Genomic DNA, 20,715 nt, shown 5'->3' on the forward strand with positions numbered 1-20,715 from the left:
TAGCCGCGGTCGAACTGCATGCCCTCGACGACGTCGAGTTCGGTCTCGAGCGACTTGGCTTCTTCGACCGTGATCACGCCTTCCTTGCCGACCCGCTCCATCGCCTCGGCGATCATGGAGCCGATCTCGGCCTCACCGTTGGCAGAGATGGTGCCGACCTGGGCAACCTCGGCCGTGGTGGAGATCTTCTTGGACTTCTTCTGCAGTTCGGCAACCACGGCCTCAACGGCCTGGTCGACGCCGCGCTTCAGGTCCATCGGGTTCATGCCCGCCGCCACGGCCTTGGAGCCCTCGCGCACGATGGCCTGCGCCAGCACGGTCGCGGTGGTGGTGCCGTCGCCGGCGATGTCGTTGGTCTTCGAGGCAACCTCGCGCACCATTTGGGCGCCCATGTTCTCGAACTTGTCGGAGAGCTCAATCTCCTTGGCCACCGTGACACCGTCCTTGGTGGTGCGCGGAGCACCGAAGGACTTGTCGATCACCACGTTGCGGCCCTTGGGGCCGAGGGTGACCTTCACGGAATCGGCCAGAATGTCGACGCCCCGCAGCATACGCGTGCGGGCATCGGCGCCAAACTTAACGTCTTTCGCAGCCATGTCTGGGATTCTTCCTTATTGCATAACGCCCATGATGTCGGATTCACGCATGATCAGCATGGTCTTACCGTCCAGCTTCACTTCCGTGCCCGACCACTTGCCATAAAGGACCTTGTCGCCCTTCTTGACGTCGAGAGCCGTGACTTTGCCGTCGTCGCTCCGCGCGCCGGAGCCGACAGCAAGGATCTTGCCCTGCATCGGCTTTTCCTTGGCCGTGTCCGGAATGATGATGCCACCGGCGGTCTTTTCCTCTTCCTCCAGCGGCTCGACCACGACACGGTCATGCAGAGGCCTAAATTTCATTGAACTCCACCCTGTGTGAGTTGGATTGGATCGCAAACGACCCCGGTCGGACCCGCCAGGCGGTACCCCGGGATACGGTTATTAGCACTCCCTAGAGAGGAGTGCTAGGCAGCATATAGAAGGCGCGCCAGAAAGAGTCAACCGCTCTGCAGTTGATTTTCGATCGCGCTTTCCAAGGAGTCTGAGTCCTCGGGCAATTCTGCTTTTTCTTCAGCGAGTTCCGGGAAGAGTTTCAGATACCGCTGAAAATCCGGCTGGGTGATCTTTACCGTCATGCAGGCGACGAGGGCATCGTCCTTCCGCTCCAGCACCTCGGCATGATCGTAGAGCCAGGAAAGGGCCGCCCCTTCGCTGACAGGCAGATGCAGGGTTCGCTGTACACGCTTGGCGGAGAGCGCCTGGTCGATCATCGCCAGCACATCTCCGCAGCCCTCGCCCGTCAGGGCGGAGCACAGGACTGCCGGAGGCTTTCCCGCGTCCCTGAGGGCGAGCCTCGAGCGGTCCTGCGGGCCGAGAAGGTCGGCCTTGTTCAAGACCTCTAGCAGGTGGGTGGCATTCTCGGTCACGCCGAGGTCGCCCAGCACCGCCTTGACGTCGGCTTCCTGGGCCCGGCTGTCGGCATGGGCGATGTCGCGCACATGCAGGATCAGATCCGCCTCCAGCACCTCCTCGAGAGTGGCCCGGAAGGCGGCGATGAGATCGGTCGGCAGGTCGGAGATGAAGCCGACCGTGTCCGACAGGATGACCGTCTGACCGGAGGGCAGCACGACCCGGCGCATGGTCGGATCGAGGGTCGCAAAGAGCTGATCCTGCGCCAGCACCTTGGCTTCCGTCAGGCGGTTGAACAGGGTGGATTTGCCGGCGTTGGTATAGCCGACGAAGGCGACCACCGGATAGGGCACGCGCTGACGGGCGCCGCGGTGCAGCCCGCGGGTGCGCTGGACCTGCTTCAGTTCCTTCTTCAGCCGGGTGATGCGCTCGGTGATCAGACGGCGGTCAATCTCCAGCTGGCTCTCGCCGGGGCCGCCCATGAAGCCGACGCCGCCGCGCTGACGCTCAAGGTGTGTCCAGGACCGCACGAGGCGCGACCGCTGGTAGCTGAGGGCCGCCAGTTCGACCTGCAGCTTGCCCTCCTTGGTGCGCGCCCGGGCGCCGAAGATCTCAAGAATAAGACCCGTCCGGTCGATCACCTTGCACTGCCAGGCGCGCTCCAGGTTGCGCTGCTGCACGGGCGTCAAGGCGCTGTCGACAATGACCACGCCGATCCTTTTCTCGGCGATGGTCTCGGCCAGCCGCTCCACCAGGCCGCCGCCGATCAGGGTGGCCGGGCGCACTTGCTTGACCGCCGCCACCTCCGCATGCTCGACGCCCAAACCGATCGCCGTCGCCAGACCGATCGCTTCCTGCAGGCGCGCCTCGGGCGCCCGCAGGCTGGGCTGGACGCCCGGCTGCAGCAGATCCGGATGCAGGACCAGCGTTCTGTCTGTCATGCCATGCGACGGCGCGCTGCGCCGCCCCTTCCGTATGAGCGAGCGATGCTTTCAAGGTTCACTGATGCCCCCCGGTCCCGTGACCGCGGCTGCGTACTCCGATGGGAACCCTGATCGAAACGAGGAGGATCGTCCCTAGCCCTGAGCCGCTTCTTCTTCCTTCGCCGGCTCGAAGAGCTGAACCGGAGTCGCGGGCATGACGGTGGAAATCGCGTGCTTGTAGACCAGCTGCGAATGCGCGTCACGGCGGAGGAGAACAGAGAAGTTGTCAAACCAGGTAACAATCCCCTGGAGTTTGACCCCGTTCACGAGGAACACAGTCACCGGCACCTTGTTCTTGCGAATATGATTGAGGAATACGTCCTGCACACTTTGGTTTTTTTCAGCGGCCATTTTTCGAACCTTTATTGTTTTTCTTAGTCGCGACTTGCTTTTCTTGATCGGCCTTTGCGCACCCAAATAAACGCTGTCGATCTTCGGCTTAGGCACCTGACGCAAGCCGCGCCAAGTGAGACCTCAACGCCTTCCATAGCACGCAAGCAGCCAAATGGAAATTCATCGTCACAGCATAGGTGTGCGTATTTGATGCGAAATCAACCGTCTGGCTGGGCTATCCGGGCGACCAGCGCAGCGAGACCGGGGCAATCCGCCACATGGGCGTGTGGCTCCGCCTCGGCGAATTCCCCTGGGGCCGGGGGGGTTTCCCGCAGCAGGATTGCGCTGCAGCCGCTGTTTCGGGCGCAAAGCAGGTCGATGTCCGTATCGCCGACAAACCACACGGCGGGGCCGGCGGGAACGCCGCTGCCCGCCAAAGCCAGGTCGACGACGTCGGGGGCCGGCTTGTCCCGCGGCGCATCGGTTGCGCCGACCACGGCGACAAAGTGGCGGTCCCAGCCCAGAGCCTCCGCCTCCCGCCGCAGCAATACCCCCTTTTTGTTGCTGACGACGGCCATTGGCAGTCCTCCCCTTGCGACCAGGCCTTCCAGCATGGTCTCGGCCCCGGGAAAGGGGGTCAGCCGTTCCAGATGAGACTCCGAGAAGGTCCTGTAGAAGATCTCCGTCGCCTCCTCAGCCCGCACACCGAAAAGCTCGGGAAAACTGTCGCGCGCGGACTTGCGGACCCTCTGCCGTGCCTCCTCCAGGGTCCAGGGCCTTTGGCCCATGGCCTCGAAGGTGACCGTCAGGGCATGATGGATCACGCCCCAGCTATCCACCAGGGTGTTGTCCCAGTCGAAGAGGATCGCCGCAGGCGCCGGCAGGGTCATGCGCTCTGCCGCAGGGACTGCATATAGTCCATGTAGTGCTGGCGCAGCTTCGTCGTGAGAATTCCGGGGTGCCCGTTGCCGACCGGCTGGCCGTCGATCTGGGTGACCGGCAGGACGAAGGAGGTGCTGGAGGTCAGAAAGGCCTCGCGCGCGGTCTTCGCCTCATCAACGGAAAACGGCCGCTCTTCGAGTTCGTAACCCTCGGCTCTGATCAGGTTCAAGAGGGTAATGCGGGTGATGCCATTGAGAATGGCGTTGCTGGCATCACGGGTGATAACCCGGTTGCCCTCTGTCACGATCCAGGCGTTGGTCGAAGTGCCTTCGGTCACCTGGCCTTCGCCATCGACCTGCCAGGCCTCGTAGGCGCCGGCCTCGGCCGCGGCCTGCTTGCCCAGAACGTTGGGCAACAGCGAGACGGACTTGATATCGCAGCGCGCCCAGCGCTGATCCGGCAGCGTGATCACCTTCAGTCCTTCGGACAGGATCTTCTCGCTGTGCGGCTTCATCTGACGGGTCATCATCACGAGCGCCGGCGTGGCGTTGTTGGGGAACTTGTGATCCCGCGGTGCGACGCCGCGCGTCACCTGCATGTAGAGAAAGCCGTTGCTCAGGCCGTTGCGGCGCATCAGTTCCCGAGAAACCAGCTTCAGGGCTGGCCGGCTCATGGGTGCCTCGATCTGCAGTTCGGAGAGGGAGCGGTCCAGCCGGTCGAGATGCAGATCCTCATCCACGAGGATGCCGTTGTGGACCGGAACGACCTCGTAGACCCCATCGGCAAAGAGATAGCCGCGGTCTTCGATGTGCACCGCAGCTTCGCGGTGCGGTCTGTAGGAACCGTTCACATAGGCTTGTCGGGGCATTAGCCGGATCTCTCCTGCTGGCGTTCGGGAAGCACCGGACTTTGGCGGCGCGCGGCTGAGATTAGAAGAACTCCAGTTTCACGGCAAAGAGCTTCTCGACCTTCTTCACCGCCTCCGAGCGAGCGAAGATCACCACCAGGTCGTTGGCCCGGGTGATGGTGTCGCCGCGCGGGATAATCACGTCGTTGCCGCGCACGATGGCGCCGACGATCACTCCTTCCGGCAGCCGTGCCTCGCGGATCGGCACGCCGACCAGGCTGGAGGTCTCCAAAGCCTCAGCTTCGATGACCTCGCCAAAGCCTTCGCTCAGCGAATGCACGGAGCGAATGCGGCCGCGCCGGACGTGCTGCAGGATGGTCGAGACGGTGATCGCCCGCGGGCTGACGACGGTGTCGATCCCCAGCGTGCCGATCAGCGGTCCATAGGAGGTCTTGTTGATCAGGGTGACGGCCCGCCCGCAGCCGTAGCGCTTGGCCAGCAGCGAGGTCAGGATGTTCACCTCGTCGTCGTTGGAAACCGCGATCACCGTTTCGGTGTTGGCGGCATTGGCCTCCTCCAGGATCTCGGTGTCGAGCGCATCGCCGTGAATGACCACGGTGCGCTCCAGCGACTGGGCCACCGTCTCGGCGCGGCGCTTCTCGACCTCGATCACCTTCAGGTTCACCTGCGGATGGTTCTTCTCCACCGCCGTGGCTAGGTTGAGGCCGATGTTGCCGCCGCCGACGATGATGACGCGCCGAGCCTCCTGCTCCTCATGGCCGAAGGCGGCCATGGTGCGGTCCAGATGGCTGGTATCGGCAACCAGGTAGACGTCGTCGCCGACCTGCATGTCGTCGTCCGGCGTCGGCACGAAGCCATGACCGTCGCGCGAGATACCGATCACGACGATGTGCAGGTCGGGAAACAGCGCCGTCAACTGGCGCAGCGGCGTGTTGATGACCGGCGTATCCTCGGTGCAGTGCAGCCCGACCAGGGAGACCTTGCCGTCCGCCAGGGGCTGGACGTCGAAGGCCCCCGGCAACTGCAGGCGCCGCTCGATCGCCTTGGCGACCTCGATCTCCGGCGAGATGATGACGTCGATGGGCATGTGGTCGCGGCTGAAGAGGTCGGACCACATCGGGTCGAGATAGCTTTGCTCGCGCACCCGGGCGATCTTGGTGGGCACCTCGAAGATTGAGTGGCAGATCTGGCAGGCGACCATGTTCACTTCGTCGGCGTAGGTGACGGCGATCACCATCTCGGCGTCCGCAGCGCCTGCGCTTTCCAGCACGTTGGGGTGCGACGCGAAGCCCACCAGACCTTTCACGTCCAGTGAATCGGTGATCTTCTCGACCAACTCGCGGGACTGGTCGATGACCGTGATGTCGGCGTTCTCGCTGGCCAGATAGCGCGCGATGTTGAAGCCGACCTGACCGGCGCCGCAGATAATGACTTTCATGGATAACCCGCCCCTGCTCTCCCGTTCAGGCCCGGTCGACCGTGCCGACGCCGAGCGAGCGCAGCTTGCGGTGCAGGGCCGAGCGCTCCATGCCGACGAAGGTCGCCGTGCGGGAGATGTTGCCGCCAAAGCGCATCACCTGAGCTTCGAGATACTTGCGCTCAAAGACCTCCCGCGCCTCGCGCAGCGGCAGCGACATGATCTCCTCCCCGGTCTCCCCCGGCAGCGAGGCCGGCGCGGCCGCCCCGATCTCCGGCGGCAGCATGTCGGGCCGCACGGCATCGCCGCCGCCGCCGGGCGCCATGATCAGAACCCACTCGATGACGTTGCGCAGTTGACGCACGTTGCCGGGCCAGTCGTAAGCTCGCAGGGCAGCGAGCGCATCATCGCTCAGACGACGCGGCGGCAGGCCCGCATGCTCGGCCGCGCGATCCATGAAATAGGCCACAAGGTCGGGGATATCCTCGCGGCGGTCGCGCAAGGCTGGCACCTCGATGGGCACGACGTTCAGCCGGTAAAAGAGATCTTCCCGGAACCGGCCCTCCTCGATGAGGCTGGGCAGGTCGCGGTTGGTCGAGGCGATCACCCGCACATCGACGGCGACCCGGCGGTCGTCACCAACCCGTTGAAAGGTCTGTTCCTGAAGGGCACGAACGATCTTGCCCTGAGTTTCGATTGGCATGTCGGCCACTTCGTCCAGAAGCAGCGTCCCGCCATGGGCTCTTTCAAAGGTGCCAACCTTCCCGGGCGAGTCGCTGCCGTCCAGGCCGGGCGCTGTGCCGAAAAGCTCGGGCTCCAGGCGGTCGGGATGCATGGTGGCACAGTTCAGCGCCACGAAGGGAGCGTCCGCCCGGTGAGACAGGGCGTGGAGCTGTCGTGCGACAACCTCCTTCCCCGCCCCGGCAGGGCCGGTGATCAGGACGCGACTGCCGGTCGGTGCAACCTTGCGGACCGCCTGCGTGACGGTGTGATACCACGGTGAAGAGCCGATCAGGTCAGAAGGCTGACCGGCGCGCAAACGCAGCTCTTCGTTTTCGCTGCGCAGTTTCGCCGCCTCGATAGCGCGCTGAACGATCAGCAGCAGGCGATCGGACTTGAACGGCTTTTCGATGAAGTCGTAGGCGCCCAGCTTGATCGCATTGACCGCTGTTTCGATGTTGCCGTGACCGGAAATCATCACCACGGGCACAAGCGGATGCTCGCGCTTGATAACCCGCAGCATCTCCATCCCGTCGAGCTTCGAATTCTGCAGCCAGATGTCGAGCACGACGAGACTTGGCCGCCTGTCGCGCAGCATGTCAAAGGCCGTCTCGCTGTCGCCGGCGTCGCGGATCTCATAGCCTTCGTCCTCCAGGATCCCGCGGATCAGGAGGCGTATGTCCGTCTCATCATCGACGATGAGGATCTCGTCAGCCATGGCCTGCGGCCTTCTCGGCAATCGCCGACGGCACGTCGGCGGTTCGCTGCGTGCCTCTTTCCAACGCCTCGTCCGGGAGCGGGAAGATGAGACTGACGATCGCTCCGCCGCTGCTACGATCCTTCAACAGCAGGCTGCCATGATGGTCTTCCATGATCTTTTTCACAATGGCCAAGCCAAGACCAGTACCCCTTTCGCGCGTGGTCACATACGGTTCCGTGAGGCGGCTCCGATCCTCATGCGGCAAGCCTTTGCCATTGTCCAGCACTTCGACAACGCAGTTCCCGTCTTCCACCCGCAGCTGCAGTTCTATGGTGCCGCGCGGCGCATCCGACCCGTCACGGGCATGGCGTCCCTCAATCGACTCGATGCCGTTCAGGATCAGATTCGTCAAGGCCTGAACGACCTGGCGGCTGTCGCAGGCAAGCTGTACCGGCGCGGCTGGCAGTTTGAGGCTGAAATCGATTTCGTGATGGGCGGTGCGCTGCAGGAAGGCGGCCTGCTCAACCAGTTTGTTGATGTCCTCGGCCTGCATCGACGGCGAAGGCATCCGGGCAAAGGCCGAGAACTCGTCGACCATGCGGCCGATGTCACCGACATGACGCACAATGGTGTCCGTGCAGACTTTGAAGGTTTCAGGATCATTGACGATCTGGCCGACGTACTTGCGCTTCAAACGTTCCGCGGCGAGCTGGATCGGCGTCAGCGGGTTTTTGATCTCATGGGCGATGCGCCGGGCGATATCGGACCAGGCGGCCTTGCGCTGCGCCGCCAGAAGTTGGGTGATCTCGTCGAAGGTCACGACGAAGCCCATAGTCGTACCGCCTTCGACCTCGGCGGAGATGCGCACCAGAAGAACACGCTCGGCACCGCTGCTGTCGGATATGGTCAGTTGCTCCTGTGCGAGCCTGTGCGGCCGCGCCCGGGCGCTTTCGAGCAGCGCTCCCATTGCCGGCAGTACGGCGGTCAGCGACTGCCCCCGCAGGCTTTCTGAGGATGACGACAGGAAATCGCAGGCCATGCGGTTGGCCAGGTTGATCCGCCCGGTATCGTCAAGGCCGATGACCCCGGCGGACACACCGCCAAGCACCGCTTCGATGAAACGGCTGCGGTAGTCGAGCTGGGCATTGGCTTCCAGGAGAGCGTCTTGCTGGCGCTCAAGCTGCCCGGTCATTTTGTTGAAGGCACGGCTCAGGTTGCCGATCTCGTCGCGGCGCGCCGGGCCCGCCACCCTTGCCTTGAGATCGCCCTTGCCGACCCGTTCCGCCGTGGCGATGAGATTGCCGATCGGCCCTGTCATCTGGTTGGCAAAGGCGAGACCGATCCAAACCGCGACCAGCAACAAGAGCAGTGCGACGACCAGGAAGATCAGAGCAAAGGTGATTTGCAGACTGAACCGGCTGCCCTCCAGGTCCTCATAGCGCTGGACCGCCCAGCGCGTGCTCTCCATGTGCCCGAGAACGCGCGAGTCCACCAGACGGCCGATATAGAGAAAGGCATCCGCGGTCAGATCGAGCCGGACCAGAGCGCGGACCCGGTCTTCGCTCTCGGAGGTCATGATCGCCATGCCCTCGCTGCGCGCCCGCTCGAAGGCCCACTCGGGGATTTCGGGGTTGAAGGCCAGCAGGAAGCTCGAGGAGCGGGCCAGCATGCGCCCGGAGCTGTCATAGACCGCCGCTTCGGTCAGGTAGCGCAGGCTCGCCTGGCGCGTCATCACGCTGTTGAAGAGACTGGGGTTGTAGGTCAGGGCGACGCCGCCCCTGTTGAGCACCTGGGCGATCGCCAGTGCGTCAGCGGCAATCGTCTGCTGATGCTCGTCGAGGTAGGCGGCCGAGACGGCCCGCGAGTTCTTAATGGCCGTGGAGACGCGCTCGCTGAACCAGAACTCGAGACCCAGGTTGAACATGATGACCGAGAAGGCCGCGACCAGGATGGTCGGTGCGACAGCGACCACCGAGAACAGAGCGACCAGCCGCCCGTGCAGTCGCGAGCCGGCCCGCCCCTTCTTCCGCTCGATCCAGAGGATCGCGAGCCTTCGGGTGATCAGAGCGGCCAGACCCAGGATGATGACCAGATCGACCAACAAAAGAAGCAGGACGTGATCGGCGTTGGCAGCCACGGAGAGATTGCCGGTCATTGCAACGAAGGTGGCGATGCCGCTGGTCAGACCAGCAACAAGCAGCACGATCGCCAGGCTTCGTTCCAGCTTGATCTGGCGGGCCCAGCGCACCAGCCTTGCGCTCCAGGTCTCGCCGCCGCCGGCCCCGGTCGCCGTCACCGCCTCGCCGATGGGGCCAGGGGCTCTGTCCGTCTGTTGTATATTTGCCACAGGCTATTTAAGGCCGCGAACCACCTGGATGTCCAGGTCCCGAATCTTCTTACGTAAAGTGTTTCTGTTCAGACCCAGCAGTTTGGCAGCGCGGATCTGGTTGCCCCTTGTGGCTGAAAGCGAAAGCTCGATCAAGGGGCGCTCCATCTCGCGCAGAACGCGGTCGTAGAGTCCGGGGGCCGGCAGATTGCCGTCATGGGCGGCGAAATACGAGCGCAGATGGTGTTCGACCGCGCTGCCCAGTGACTCGGCCGGCGCCGAAACCTCCCGCTCCGTGCTTTCGCCCTCGCTCAACTCACCGGCGATTACTTCGACGCCAATGGTCTCCTGACTGTAGAGAACCGTGAGGCGCCGGACGAGGTTCTCCAACTCGCGCACGTTGCCCGGCCATTGATAGGCGCGCAGAGCCTCCATGGCTTCGCTATCCAGGGTTTTAGCGGCAAGTCCCTCGTTCTGCGCCTGGCCGAAGAAATGGCGGATCAGTTCCGGGATGTCCTCGCTGCGCTCGCGCAGGGGCGGCAGGCGGATCGGGACTACGCTCAGACGGTAGAACAGGTCTTCGCGGAACAGGCCCTGGCGCACCATCTGCCGAAGATCCCTGTGGGTTGCCGCGATGATCCGGACGTCGGCGCGGATCGGCGTGCGCCCGCCCACCGTGGTGTACTCGCCCTCCTGCAACACACGCAGCAGGCGGGTTTGGGCCTCCAGGGGCATGTCGCCTATTTCATCGAGGAAGAGCGTACCCCCGGCGGCCTGCTCGAAGCGTCCGGATGATCGTGTCGTGGCACCGGTGAAGGCGCCCTTCTCGTGCCCGAAAAGCTCGCTTTCGATGAGCTCCCGCGGGATGGCGGCCATGTTGACGGCCACAAAGGTGCCGCGCCGCCGCTTGCCGTAGTCATGCAGGGCGCGGGCGGCCAGCTCCTTGCCTGTGCCGGACTCGCCATAGATCATCACCGTCAGATCCGTCGGCATGAGACGGGCCAGAACCCGGTAGATCTCCTGCATCGCCTGGGAGCGGCCGATCAGCGGCAACTGCTCCTCGTCCTCGTCGTCTTCGCCGCCTGCCGTTGCGCCCTCCCCGCCCGCCGGTTCAGAGAGCGCGCGATTGACGACCGAGACGAGCTCGCGCAGGTCGAATGGCTTGGGCAGATACTCGAAGGCACCGCGCTCGGTGGCCTTGACGGCCGTCAGCAGGGTGTTCTGGGCGGACATGACCAGGATGCGGAGGCTCGGCCGCAGCTTCTTGATCCGCGGGATGAGGTCGAGGCCGTTCTCGTCGGGCATCACCACATCGGTGATCACAAGGTCGCCCTCTCCGGCGCTCACCCACTGCCAAAGCGTTGCGGCATTGCCGGTGGTGCGCACGACATGGCCCTGCCGTCCGAGAGCCTGGGTCAGAACCGTGCGAATGGCCTTGTCGTCATCGGCGATCAGGATCGTTGCGGCGCTCATGCTTGGCGCACTCCGGCTTTGCCTTTCTCCGGGCGATGATCCAGCGGGGCCATGGGCAGCATGACCCGAAACACAGTGCGGCGCGGCTCGCTGTCGAACTCGATCACGCCGCCATGGTCGCCGACGATCTTCGCGACCAGGGCGAGGCCAAGCCCGCTGCCGCCGGCCTTGGTCGTCACGAAAGGGTCGAAAAGATGAGGTTGCAGATCTTCCGGAATGCCCGGGCCATTGTCCTGGATCATCAATGTCAGTGGCAGGTCCACACGGCTGCCGCTGCCTGGTACCGCCAGGCGGACACCTTGCTGGTAGCGTGTCGACAGCAGGATTTCACCGCCTTCCGAGGGCGCCGCCTCGGCCGCGTTCTTCACCAGATTGAGGATTGCCTGGATCAACAGATCGCGGTTGCCATAGACCGGCGGCAGCGAGGGGTCGTAGCTCTCGATGAACCGCAGCTTGCGCGCAAAGCCGCTTTCCGCCAAGCGGCGCACGTGCTCCAGCACCACATGGATGTTCACGGCTTCGCGGGCCAAAGGGCGCTGGTCCGAGAACATCTCCATACGGTCAACCAGGGCGACAATGCGGTCGGCCTCCTCGCAGATCAGACGCGTCAGCTGATGGTCGTCGGGCGCCGCATTCAGCTCCAGCAGTTGGGCGGCGCCGCGGATTCCGGACAGCGGGTTCTTGACCTCATGCGCTAGCATGGCCGCCATGGCCGTTACCGAGCGCGCCGCGTTGCGGTGGATCAGCTGGTGGTCGATCTTGCGGGCGATGGATCGCTCGTGGATGGAGACGACGACGCTGCCCGGAACGTCCGCCATGATGGCGGCGTCGATGGATACGAAGTGCGATCCGATCTTTGGGCTGGTCAGCGTGACACCGCTTTCCGAGATGCTATGGCCGCCGGTCCGCGCTTGGTGGATCAGCGCCACAACGGGGCTGTCTGCGGGAAGCAGGTCCAGAAGCGGGCGTCCGATGAGCGTCGTCCGGGACGACGCGAAGAACTGCTCGGCGGCCTGGTTCACGAAACTGAGGCAGCCGCTTGCATCAACGACGAAGAGTGGCACTGCGAGCGCGGAAAGCACCGCGCCCGCTTCCGGGGAGCCGCCGGTGTCCGATCCCCTGGCAATCGCCCCTGCAGCCCGGGACATCATGCAGCCTCGGCCGCAAGTGCGGGCTCGAAGAGGGCCGCGATCATGGCCTTGACCCTCTCAGGCTCTTCCTCGCGATTGGCGGCTGCCCGGAACTCGGCGGCACCGGGCAGGCCCTTGGCGTACCATCCCAGGTGCTTTCGGGCGATGCGCACGCCGTTGCGCGTGCCATAAAGGGCCAGCAGCCCGTCATAGTGTTCGAGCATAACCGCAACGCGCTGCTCCAGCGAAGGGTCCGGTGTGCGGATGCCGGAGCGCAGAAAGTCGATCACCTGGCGCAGCAGCCAGGGCCGGCCGTAAGCACCGCGCCCGATCATGACGCCGTCGGCGCCGGAGCGGCTGAGAGCGTCCGCGGCCTCGTCCACGGTCGTGATGTCCCCGTTCACGATGACCGGCAGGCGTATTGCCTCTTTGACTGCACGCACGAAATCCCAGTCGGCGCTGCCGTTGTACTTCTGGCAGCGGGTGCGTCCATGGACCGTCACCATGCGCACGCCGCAGTCTTCGGCGATCCGAGCGATGGTGGGGGCGTTGCGGTGCTCGCGGCTCCAGCCGGTGCGCATCTTCACGGTGACAGGCAGATCGACGGCCCGAACAACGGCATCCATGATGCGCCCGGCCAGGCTTTCGTCCTGCATGATTGCGGACCCGCAGGCTTTGTTGGTCACCTTCTTGGCCGGGCAGCCGAAATTGATGTCGATGATGGCAGCCCCACGGTCGGCGTTGAGCTTGGCGGCCTCCGCCATGACTGCGGGGTCGCTACCGGCAAGCTGAACGGAGAGCGGAAACTCGTCGGTGCAGGAGCCGGACATCTTGCGCGATTCCTTCACCGACTGCTGCATCTGCCGGATCATCGCCTGACTGGCGATCATTTCGGAGACCACAAGACCGGCGCCGAACCGCTTGACGATCCGCCGAAAAACCTGATCGGTGACACCGGACATGGGTGCCAGGATCACCGGATCGGCCAGCGCCTGCTTCCCGATCATAAGTGTCAAACCGCATCCCTCCCGGCGACGTGACGGTACAGACCGCGCGTCTCATGGATCCGAGGGCCCTGCGCAGCGGGGTCTGCCGGCGCGCCCTTGTCAAACGTTGGTGGCTTGGTACCTGCCCCCGCAGTGGCGATTATGGCGCCTACCGCGCACTCCCGGATCGGAATGATGCACAAAATTTGGGCGATGTCACGCCGATTGAGCGGCTTTGGGCGAGCGGATGAAGACTCTGCCCGTTTAGCGGGCAATCCGCAAAAACCCCGGGAAACCGGCCGTTACGGCTAGGAAACCAGAAACCCGGTCACGAACTTGACGCCGGGATAGGCCAGAGTGAGTAAGAGATAAGCAACCAGCACAAGCCGGGCCGCACGCCGCCCACGCAGGCCGCTGCGATGGTGGAGGACCAGAAGCAGCCCGATGAAGCCGAAAGCCAGCAAGGACAGCAGGGTTTTGTGATCGAAGGCCAAAAGGGTTCCGGAAGATACGTAAAGCTTTGATATGCCAGTAATTATGCCCGCCGCGAGTACAATCTCCGCAGCCAGGAGGATGCGCAGAACCAACCGCTCCGCATCGCTGACGGAAGGCAGCATCCGGGTGAAGCTGCTGGGCGACCGGCGCTTCAAGGCGCCTTCCTGGATGAAGGCGGCGGTGGCCGCCACCGCCGCCAAGGTGCAGAGCCCGTAGGTCGCCACCGAAACGGCGATATGGACGGCCAGCCAGGCATCGAAGGCCGTACTCAACCCCGGCTCGCCGCTCAGCGGCTCCAGCCCGGTCCCCAGAACGCCGAGCACCAGGGCATAGGGCAACAGCAGCGGCGCCAGGCGCGAGGCTTCGCGCACCATGGCGACCAGAAGCGCGAAAAGCGCCAGAGACACGGCAACCGCCAGCCAGAGCGCGGCGGGCAGGCTGGTCTCCCAGCTTCCGGCCAGGGCGACGACGCTGTAGCCCGCGGGGCCGACGATGGCGGCGGCCAGAAGCAGCCAAAACAGGCCGTCGCCGTCGGAAACACGCCGCACGAAAGGCAGGACCGTGGCCGGGAGCAACGAAACCAAGGCTGAGAGCGATAAAGCCAGGGTACTCATGGTTGCTTCTATATATCACCTCTTGGCTGCGCCACCAGCGCCCACTAGGCTCGCCCCAGAACGAACATCGAGTCCCGCCACCAGGCCCGGGTTCCCCGGAGACCTGGGCCAGAGACCAGCCCCCGGCAATCGGAGACTGCCCGACGTGAGTACCGCAACAGCGCTGATTGTCGCAGCCGGCCGGGGCCAGCGCTTTGGGACCGAGCGCCCCAAGCAGTACGCGCCTCTGGGGGGCATTCCAGTGTTGCGGCATTGCCTCCTGGCTTTCCTTGCCCATCCCCGCGTAGACGGGGTCCGTGTCGTTATCCATCCCGACGACCGGCCCCTCTATGACGAAGCGGTGCAGGGGCTCGATCTGGCCGAGCCCGTTGCCGGCGGCGGCAGCCGCCAGGAGTCCGTGCGCCTGGGCCTGGAGAGCCTCGAGCGGAGCGCTCCCGCCTTCACCCTGATCCACGACGCAGCCCGCCCCTTCATCGACCAGGGCACGATCGACCGGGTGCTGGGGGCCCTCAGCGAGCGCCCCGGCGCCATTGCGGCCCTGCCGGTCGTCGATACGCTCAAGCGCGAAGCGGACGGCCGGGTCTCCCGCACCGAGGACCGCAGCGGCCTCTGGCGGGCGCAGACGCCCCAGGGGTTTCACTACGAGGCGATACTGGCCGCTCACCGCGCCGCTCTCGGCGAGACCCTGACGGACGACGCCGCGGTGGCGGAAAAGGCCGGGCTGGCGGTTGCCCTGGTCGAAGGCAGCCCGGCCAATATCAAGGTGACGACACAGGACGATCTGGAGAGCGCGGAGCGCTGGATCCGCAGCGCTCAGGCAACGGAGATGCGCGTCGGCCAGGGCTTCGACGTGCACGCCTTCGGCCCCGGCGATCACGTCATGCTCTGCGGCCTGCGCATCGCTCACGATGCCGCCCTCGTCGGGCATTCGGATGCCGACGTGGGGCTGCATGCGGTCACCGACGCCCTGTTGGGCGCCCTGGGAGCCGGCGATATCGGCAGCCATTTCCCGCCCAGCGACCCGCAATGGAAGGGGGCGGATTCCCGGATCTTCGTCTCTCATGTCTGCGACATGATCGCTGAGCGCGGCGGGCGGATCACCCACATGGATCTCACGCTGATCTGCGAGCGCCCGAAGATCGGCCCCCACCGCGAGGCCATGCGCCGGCAGCTGGCCGCACTGCTCGAAGTGTCGGAAGACCGGGTCAGCGTCAAGGCGACGACGACCGAGAAGCTGGGGTTCCTGGGGCGTGGCGAAGGCGTGGCCGCGCAGGCCACCGCCACCCTCGCTCTGCCCGTGGTCTGACGGCAACGAACACCGGCGCGCGATGGCCTCCCTTTCTCCCTGGCACCCGGCTTCGCTGCTCGCCACCTGGTTCGGCAGCGGCCTGCTGCCCTGGGCGCCCGGGACCTGGGGTTCGCTGGCCGCCCTGCCCTGCGGCCTGCTGGTGTTCTGGCTGGCGGGGCCCTGGGGGCTGCTGGCCGCCACCGCCGCCGTCTTCGGCCTGGGGCTCTGGGCGGCGGGATACTATGCCCAGGTCCTGGCGGTGAAGGACCCCGGCGCCATCGTGATCGACGAGGTCGCCGGCCAGTGGCTGGTGCTCTTCGCTGTCGCGCTGAGGCCGGAGCAGCTGTCCTGGCGGGAGGTCTTGCTGGCTTTCGTGCTGTTCCGGGTGTTCGACACCCTCAAGCCCTGGCCCGTCAGCTGGGCGGATCGCCACCTGAAGGGAGCCTTCGGCATCATGGCGGACGACATCGTGGCGGCGCTCTACGCCGCGCCGATTGCAATCGGCATTCTGTGGCTTTGGGAGAAGTCCTAGTGTTCGATCAGGCGTTGCTGAAGTTGGCCGAGGACCTGCTGGAGCGCTACCGCCAGGCGGGCAAGCGGCTGGCGACGGCGGAATCCTGCACCGGCGGTCTCATCGCCGGCTGCCTAACAGAGATCGCCGGGTCCTCCGATGTGATGGACCGCGGTTTCGTCACCTATTCCAATGCCGCCAAGACCCAGATGCTTGGCGTCTCGCCGGACCTGCTGGACCATCCCGGGCCGGGCGCGGTCAGCGCCGAGGTTGCCGCGGCTATGGCCGAGGGCGCGCTCCGGGAATCCCGGGCCGACGTTGCCGTCTCCGCGACCGGCATTGCCGGCCCCGGCGGGGCGACCGAGACCAAGCCGGTCGGCCTGGTGTACCTAGGCTGGGCGCGGCGCGGCGCGGCGGCCACGGCCGAACGTTTCGTCTTCCCGGGCGACCGCAGCGCCGTGCGTCTCGCCACTGTGACGGAAGCGCTGCGACTCTTGAAAGGGGCGATCTCCTAAGTGTTCTGGCCGCCCGCCACGCCACGGCCGTTGCCGGCGGTCAAGGTTTGGGATGTCGTCCTGCTCATCGTCCTCTTCCTGGCCGTCGGCCTGGTGCTCGGCGCCCTTCAGGCTCCGCTCGCCGAGGCTTTCGGCAAAGAGTTGTCGCAGAACGGACTGGTGCCGATCCTGCTGCTGCAGTCGGGCAGTCTTATCCTGCTCGTCTTTCTCCTCATCGTCGTCCGGCGGCGTGTAAGCTGGAGCGATCTTGGCTTCCGGCCCGCCGATCGGGCCTGGTATCGCATTGCCCTCGCCGGCGGCCTGCTCTGCGTGCCTCTGGTTGCGCTTTCCCGCCTGCTCCTCGAGCCGCTCATCGGCGATGACTTCCAAAACCCGCAGTTGGAGGTGCTGGGCACAGGCGGCTTCGACTGGGCCAACCTGATCACGCTGCTGGTCCTCGTCGGTCTGCTGGTTCCCTTTACCGAAGAGCTGCTGTTTCGCGGCCTGCTCTACCCGCTGCTGCGCCGGCGCCTTTCCGTCGTTGTCGCAGCGCTCTTAAGCGCCGTCTGCTTTGCCCTGTTGCACTGGATCCCACCGCTGGTGCCGGCCTTCACCCTGATGGGCGTCATTTTGGCAATGGCGCGCGAGTACAGCGGCTCCCTCTGGCCGCCGCTGATCATTCACAGCCTCTTCAACTGCGTGAACCTGATCACGCTCTATACGGCCCTCGCCATGGGCCAGGCGGGCTGACCGAGGGGGCCGTTCCCTAAGGTGCAGTCACCTTCCGCAGATGTTCAGCCAGGTTCGTTCGAAGGATATCCGCGGACGCTTCTTTGCCCAGGCGCAAGGCAACGCTGCAGCGGGCGGCCTCCTCCGGCCCGACCACGGCGAAGCCGGGAATGCCGAGGTTGCGGGCGTCCATCACTTTCTTGCCCAGGCGTTCGCCGCGGGTGTCGGCAACAGCCCGGAGGCCGGCGGCCGAAAGGTCTGAAGCGACGGCTTCGGCATAGGCCGCCTGCTCCGGACCGACGGAGGCCACGGCCACCTGATCCGGCGCCAGCCAGAACGGCAGGTTCCCGCCGTGGTGTTCCAGCAACACGCCCAGGAAGCGTTCGATGCTGCCCAGCACCGCCTGGTGCAGCATGATGGGACGCTGCTGCTCTCCACCGCTGTCCGTGAAGGCTGCGTCCAGGCGTTCCGGTAAAACGAGATCCACCTGGATGGTGCCGCACTGCCAGGACCGCCCCTTGGTGTCGCGCAGCACGAACTCCAGCTTCGGCCCGTAAAAAGCCCCCTCGCCCGGCTGCAGACGGTAGTCCAGGCCCGCCGCCGTGGCGGCTACCGCCAGCATGTCCTCAGCGCGGTCCCAGACCGCGTCCTCGCCGGCGCGCTGCGCGGGCCGCGTGGAAAGCCCGACCGTCACGTCCTCGAAGCCGAAGCGGGCATAGACGGCCTTCAAAAGGCGGCAGAAGTTCGCTACCTCTTCTTCCACCTGATCCTCGAGGCAGAAGATGTGGGCGTCGTCCTGTACGAAGGCACGCGTGCGCATCAGCCCCAGCAGAGCGCCGGAGGGTTCGTTGCGCATGCAGGCGCCGAACTCCGAGAGCCTGAGCGGCAGGTCGCGGAAGGAGCGCAGCCGGCTCTTGAAGATCTGCACGTGGCCCGGGCAGTTCATCGGTTTCAGGGCGCGCTGCTGGGTGCCGTCCTCGAAGACGAACATCTCCTCCGAGAACTTCTGCCAGTGGCCGCTGGCCTCCCAGAGGGCGCGGTCGAGCAGCTGCGGCGTCCGCACCTCCTTAAACCCGGCGGCACGCATGCGCTTGCGGATCTCCTCCTCGATCAACTGGTAGATCACGAAGCCACGAGGGTGCCAGAAGATCATCCCCGGCCCCTCTTCCTGCTGGTGGAAGAGATCCATGCGCCGGGCGATGACGCGGTGATCCTGGTCTTCCATTGTCTTCATCCTCTCTCGCATCGGCGGAGCGGCTGGAGATGACGGGACCGGAATCAAAAAAGGCCCCGTCGTTTCCGGCGGAGCCCCGTCTGGGTATTGGTTCAAGCTGTCGAAATCAGCGCAACAAAACCCTCCGCGGCCCGCCGGTGCGGGTCGTGGTGGTGGTGGTCGCAGTGATGACGGCCAAGGCGTTCATGGGCAGAGACATAGTCGATCCGGCGAGAAATGCCAAGGGCCGTTACGGTTCAGAAACCTTTGAAGGTTGGGCGACGGCCCCTGCTGCCCGAGATGCAGCCGGCCGCGCAGCCGCAGAGAACCCGTTGGACGGCGGCGGCAGGCCTATCCAGAGGAAGATTACGACTGCCAGCAGGAGGTGGTAGAGGCCACGCCACCGGCTGGACGTCCCCCGGAAGCCGGCCAGGACCTCGGCGGCGGTCCCGGCTTCCGAGGCCGGCACCATGATGGCGGTCCCGCCGAGAGCATGCGAATGGTCCCAGCCAACAGAAAGGAAATGAAGGGACTGGGCGAAGACCGGAATGTCTGCTGTCCTCAGCATTGCCATCGCCAAGCCGACATCGGTCGTGCTGTAGGCCCAGCCGACACTGACGAGATCCGGGTCCTTGCTGGTGATTGTCCTGCTCCGCTGACGTTGGAGGTAGCTCAGCCAGCGACGTCCCGGCCCTGCCGCCAGGCACGATAGCCGGACGTCATGCACGCGTCGATAGAAAGAAGGGAGCCTGTCTTGTCGTCTACTGACTGACAGCCCTTGGGGCGTCAGGGCTGGCTGCCGGTCTTGGCCAGAGAAGGCTGCTCCTCACGCAGCCCGTTTTCGCCATGGAGGGCCCGGGCCCGTGTTTCGAAGGCGGCCACCATGCGGCGCACGGCCTCGTGGAACAGGGTCTCAATGACTTTTTGCAGAATCCTGTTGCGGAACTCGAAATCGACATAGAAGTCGATCTGGCAGCCCTCCGGGTGATCCTCGAAGACCCAGTGGTTCTGAAGATACTTGAAGGGTCCTTCGGCATAGGAGACGTCGATGCGGTACTCTTCCGCATTGGGATGGACCCGGCTGGTGAAGCGCTCGCGGAACATTTTGAAGCCGATGATCAGGTCGGCGACGATCACGTCCTCCCGGCGCGACTTTATCCGCGCACCCAGACACCAGGGCAGGAATTCGGGGTAGCGCTCGATATCGGCCACGAGGTCAAAAAGCTGCCTTGGCGTATAGGGCAGGACGCGTTTTTCCGAGTGGGTAGGCATGGGCGGCAGACTAACCTGGGCAACCTTGAAAAACGACTAACCCGCCGCAGCCAGCTTGGCTTCCCGCGCCGCGCGCAGCCGGGCGAAGTCCTCACCGGCGTGGTAGGAGGAGCGCGTCAAGGGCGTTGCCGAGACCATAAGGAAACCCTTCCCGTAGGCCATGGTCTCATACTGCTTGAACTCCTCCGGCGTCACGAAGCGGTCGACCACGTGGTGCTTGGGCGTCGGCTGCAGGTACTGGCCGATGGTGAGGAAGTCGACGTCGGCGGAGCGCAGGTCGTCCATCACCTGCAGCACCTCCTCCTTGGTCTCACCCAGGCCCACCATGATGCCGGACTTCGTGAACATGGCCGGGTCCTGGCGTTTCACTTCATCGAGCAGGCGCAGGGAATGGAAGTAGCGCGCGCCGGGCCGGACTTCGGTATAGAGCCGCGGCACGGTCTCCAGGTTGTGGTTGAAAACGTCGGGTTTGGCGTTCACCACCACCGCGATGGCCCCCTCCTTGCGCAGGAAGTCCGGCGTCAGGATCTCGATGGTCGTCTCCGGCGACGCATCGCGGGTCGCGCGGATCACTTGGGCGAAGTGCTCGGCACCGCCGTCGTCCAGGTCATCGCGGTCAACGGAGGTGATGACCACGTGCTTGAGGCCCAGCTTCGCCACCGCCTGGGCGACGTTGGTGGGCTCGAAGGGATCGAGCGCGCCGGGCTTGCCGGTGGAGACGTTGCAGAAGGTGCAGGCGCGGGTGCAGATCTCCCCCATGATCATCATGGTGGCGTGGCGCTGGGCCCAGCACTCCCCGATGTTGGGGCAGGCCGCCTCCTCGCAGACCGTGT

The 20,715-nt window shown here is 65.0% G+C and carries 20 protein-coding genes; 4 read left to right on the forward strand and 16 right to left on the reverse strand.

The window, feature by feature from the left end; all coding sequences use genetic code 11:
- From Q0982_RS09710 to Q0982_RS09770, 13 genes are all read right to left on the reverse strand, one after another.
- On the reverse strand, positions 1 to 596 hold a 596-nt coding region (locus Q0982_RS09710; protein WP_299394707.1), incomplete at its 3' end, for a TCP-1/cpn60 chaperonin family protein.
- Positions 597 to 611: 15 nt separating this feature from the next.
- Positions 612 to 899, reverse strand: a complete 288-nt coding sequence (gene groES, locus Q0982_RS09715) for a co-chaperone GroES (RefSeq protein WP_299394708.1) — start codon at positions 897 to 899, stop codon at positions 612 to 614.
- A gap of 137 nt (positions 900 to 1,036) precedes the next feature.
- A complete protein-coding gene (hflX, locus tag Q0982_RS09720) occupies positions 1,037 to 2,389 on the reverse strand; it encodes a GTPase HflX (RefSeq protein WP_299394710.1) in 1,353 nt (450 codons plus the stop codon).
- 135 nt (positions 2,390 to 2,524) lie between these two features.
- Positions 2,525 to 2,782: an RNA chaperone Hfq gene (gene hfq, locus Q0982_RS09725; protein ID WP_299394750.1), complete on the reverse strand. Its 258-nt coding sequence runs from the start codon at positions 2,780 to 2,782 to the stop codon at positions 2,525 to 2,527.
- Between the two features lie 200 nt (positions 2,783 to 2,982).
- On the reverse strand, positions 2,983 to 3,654 hold the full coding sequence (locus tag Q0982_RS09730; RefSeq protein ID WP_299394713.1) for an HAD family hydrolase: 672 nt from the start codon (positions 3,652 to 3,654) through the stop codon (positions 2,983 to 2,985).
- The gene (locus tag Q0982_RS09735; RefSeq protein WP_299394715.1) at positions 3,651 to 4,514 is read right to left on the reverse strand and encodes a D-amino-acid transaminase; all 864 of its coding nucleotides are present in this window, start codon (positions 4,512 to 4,514) and stop codon (positions 3,651 to 3,653) included. The genes Q0982_RS09730 and Q0982_RS09735 overlap by 4 nt, the downstream gene beginning before the upstream one ends.
- A gap of 61 nt (positions 4,515 to 4,575) precedes the next feature.
- A complete protein-coding gene (trkA, locus tag Q0982_RS09740; RefSeq protein ID WP_299394718.1) occupies positions 4,576 to 5,952 on the reverse strand; it encodes a Trk system potassium transporter TrkA in 1,377 nt (458 codons plus the stop codon).
- 25 nt (positions 5,953 to 5,977) lie between these two features.
- Positions 5,978 to 7,369: a sigma-54 dependent transcriptional regulator gene (locus tag Q0982_RS09745; RefSeq protein WP_299394720.1), complete on the reverse strand. Its 1,392-nt coding sequence runs from the start codon at positions 7,367 to 7,369 to the stop codon at positions 5,978 to 5,980.
- Positions 7,362 to 9,647, reverse strand: a complete 2,286-nt coding sequence (locus tag Q0982_RS09750; protein WP_299394723.1) for a PAS domain-containing sensor histidine kinase — start codon at positions 9,645 to 9,647, stop codon at positions 7,362 to 7,364. The genes Q0982_RS09745 and Q0982_RS09750 overlap by 8 nt, the downstream gene beginning before the upstream one ends.
- Before the next feature lie 54 nt (positions 9,648 to 9,701).
- The gene (ntrC, locus tag Q0982_RS09755; protein WP_299394725.1) at positions 9,702 to 11,150 is read right to left on the reverse strand and encodes a nitrogen regulation protein NR(I); all 1,449 of its coding nucleotides are present in this window, start codon (positions 11,148 to 11,150) and stop codon (positions 9,702 to 9,704) included.
- Entirely contained in the window at positions 11,147 to 12,298 is a 1,152-nt protein-coding gene (locus Q0982_RS09760; RefSeq protein WP_299394728.1) for a nitrogen regulation protein NR(II), read from the reverse strand. Before Q0982_RS09760 ends, ntrC begins: the two co-directional genes overlap by 4 nt.
- Entirely contained in the window at positions 12,298 to 13,287 is a 990-nt protein-coding gene (gene dusB, locus Q0982_RS09765; RefSeq protein ID WP_299394730.1) for a tRNA dihydrouridine synthase DusB, read from the reverse strand. Before dusB ends, Q0982_RS09760 begins: the two co-directional genes overlap by 1 nt.
- Before the next feature lie 287 nt (positions 13,288 to 13,574).
- Positions 13,575 to 14,375, reverse strand: a complete 801-nt coding sequence (locus Q0982_RS09770) for an inner membrane protein YpjD (RefSeq protein ID WP_299394733.1) — start codon at positions 14,373 to 14,375, stop codon at positions 13,575 to 13,577.
- Positions 14,376 to 14,520: 145 nt separating this feature from the next.
- Between Q0982_RS09770 and Q0982_RS09775 the strand changes: the two genes are divergently transcribed.
- From Q0982_RS09775 to Q0982_RS09790, 4 genes are read left to right on the forward strand one after another with little or no spacing between them, the layout of a single operon-like run.
- The gene (locus tag Q0982_RS09775; RefSeq protein ID WP_299394735.1) at positions 14,521 to 15,681 is read left to right on the forward strand and encodes a bifunctional 2-C-methyl-D-erythritol 4-phosphate cytidylyltransferase/2-C-methyl-D-erythritol 2,4-cyclodiphosphate synthase; all 1,161 of its coding nucleotides are present in this window, start codon (positions 14,521 to 14,523) and stop codon (positions 15,679 to 15,681) included.
- Between the two features lie 22 nt (positions 15,682 to 15,703).
- Complete coding sequence (locus Q0982_RS09780; RefSeq protein ID WP_299394736.1) at positions 15,704 to 16,195, forward strand: phosphatidylglycerophosphatase A; 492 nt, start codon at positions 15,704 to 15,706, stop codon at positions 16,193 to 16,195.
- A complete protein-coding gene (locus Q0982_RS09785) occupies positions 16,195 to 16,689 on the forward strand; it encodes a CinA family protein (RefSeq protein ID WP_299394739.1) in 495 nt (164 codons plus the stop codon). The genes Q0982_RS09780 and Q0982_RS09785 overlap by 1 nt, the downstream gene beginning before the upstream one ends.
- Positions 16,690 to 17,418 carry a CPBP family intramembrane glutamic endopeptidase gene (locus Q0982_RS09790; protein WP_299394741.1) on the forward strand — a complete coding sequence of 243 codons (729 nt, stop codon included), beginning with the start codon at positions 16,690 to 16,692 and terminating at the stop codon, positions 17,416 to 17,418.
- 16 nt (positions 17,419 to 17,434) lie between these two features.
- Here the strand turns inward: Q0982_RS09790 and thrS are convergent, their stop codons facing one another.
- From thrS to lipA, 3 genes are all read right to left on the reverse strand, one after another.
- The gene (thrS, locus tag Q0982_RS09795) at positions 17,435 to 18,622 is read right to left on the reverse strand and encodes a threonine--tRNA ligase (RefSeq protein ID WP_299394744.1); all 1,188 of its coding nucleotides are present in this window, start codon (positions 18,620 to 18,622) and stop codon (positions 17,435 to 17,437) included.
- A gap of 774 nt (positions 18,623 to 19,396) precedes the next feature.
- The gene (locus Q0982_RS09800) at positions 19,397 to 19,882 is read right to left on the reverse strand and encodes a type II toxin-antitoxin system RatA family toxin (RefSeq protein ID WP_299394745.1); all 486 of its coding nucleotides are present in this window, start codon (positions 19,880 to 19,882) and stop codon (positions 19,397 to 19,399) included.
- Positions 19,883 to 19,918: 36 nt separating this feature from the next.
- A partial coding sequence (gene lipA, locus Q0982_RS09805; RefSeq protein ID WP_299394748.1) for a lipoyl synthase occupies positions 19,919 to 20,715 on the reverse strand: 797 nt, incomplete at its 5' end.

Source organism: Pelagibius sp., assembly GCF_028281305.1.
In the GTDB taxonomy this organism is placed as follows: Bacteria; Pseudomonadota; Alphaproteobacteria; order Kiloniellales; family Kiloniellaceae; genus Pelagibius.

Excerpts from the sequence above, each read along its gene's own strand:
- Q0982_RS09770 (WP_299394733.1), bottom strand. The coding sequence starts at position 14,375 with ATGAGTACCCTGGCTTTATCGCTCTCAGCCTTGGTTTCGTTGCTCCCG.
- Q0982_RS09760 (WP_299394728.1), bottom strand. The coding sequence starts at position 12,298 with ATGTCCCGGGCTGCAGGGGCGATTGCCAGGGGATCGGACACCGGCGGC.
- ntrC (WP_299394725.1), bottom strand. The coding sequence starts at position 11,150 with ATGAGCGCCGCAACGATCCTGATCGCCGATGACGACAAGGCCATTCGC.
- trkA (WP_299394718.1), bottom strand. The coding sequence starts at position 5,952 with ATGAAAGTCATTATCTGCGGCGCCGGTCAGGTCGGCTTCAACATCGCG.
- hfq (WP_299394750.1), bottom strand. The coding sequence starts at position 2,782 with ATGGCCGCTGAAAAAAACCAAAGTGTGCAGGACGTATTCCTCAATCAT.
- Q0982_RS09745 (WP_299394720.1), bottom strand. The coding sequence starts at position 7,369 with ATGGCTGACGAGATCCTCATCGTCGATGATGAGACGGACATACGCCTC.
- Q0982_RS09735 (WP_299394715.1), bottom strand. The coding sequence starts at position 4,514 with ATGCCCCGACAAGCCTATGTGAACGGTTCCTACAGACCGCACCGCGAA.
- Q0982_RS09800 (WP_299394745.1), bottom strand. The coding sequence starts at position 19,882 with ATGCCTACCCACTCGGAAAAACGCGTCCTGCCCTATACGCCAAGGCAG.
- Q0982_RS09730 (WP_299394713.1), bottom strand. The coding sequence starts at position 3,654 with ATGACCCTGCCGGCGCCTGCGGCGATCCTCTTCGACTGGGACAACACC.
- hflX (WP_299394710.1), bottom strand. The coding sequence starts at position 2,389 with ATGACAGACAGAACGCTGGTCCTGCATCCGGATCTGCTGCAGCCGGGC.
- Q0982_RS09780 (WP_299394736.1), top strand. The coding sequence starts at position 15,704 with ATGGCCTCCCTTTCTCCCTGGCACCCGGCTTCGCTGCTCGCCACCTGG.
- thrS (WP_299394744.1), bottom strand. The coding sequence starts at position 18,622 with ATGGAAGACCAGGATCACCGCGTCATCGCCCGGCGCATGGATCTCTTC.
- groES (WP_299394708.1), bottom strand. The coding sequence starts at position 899 with ATGAAATTTAGGCCTCTGCATGACCGTGTCGTGGTCGAGCCGCTGGAG.
- dusB (WP_299394730.1), bottom strand. The coding sequence starts at position 13,287 with ATGATCGGGAAGCAGGCGCTGGCCGATCCGGTGATCCTGGCACCCATG.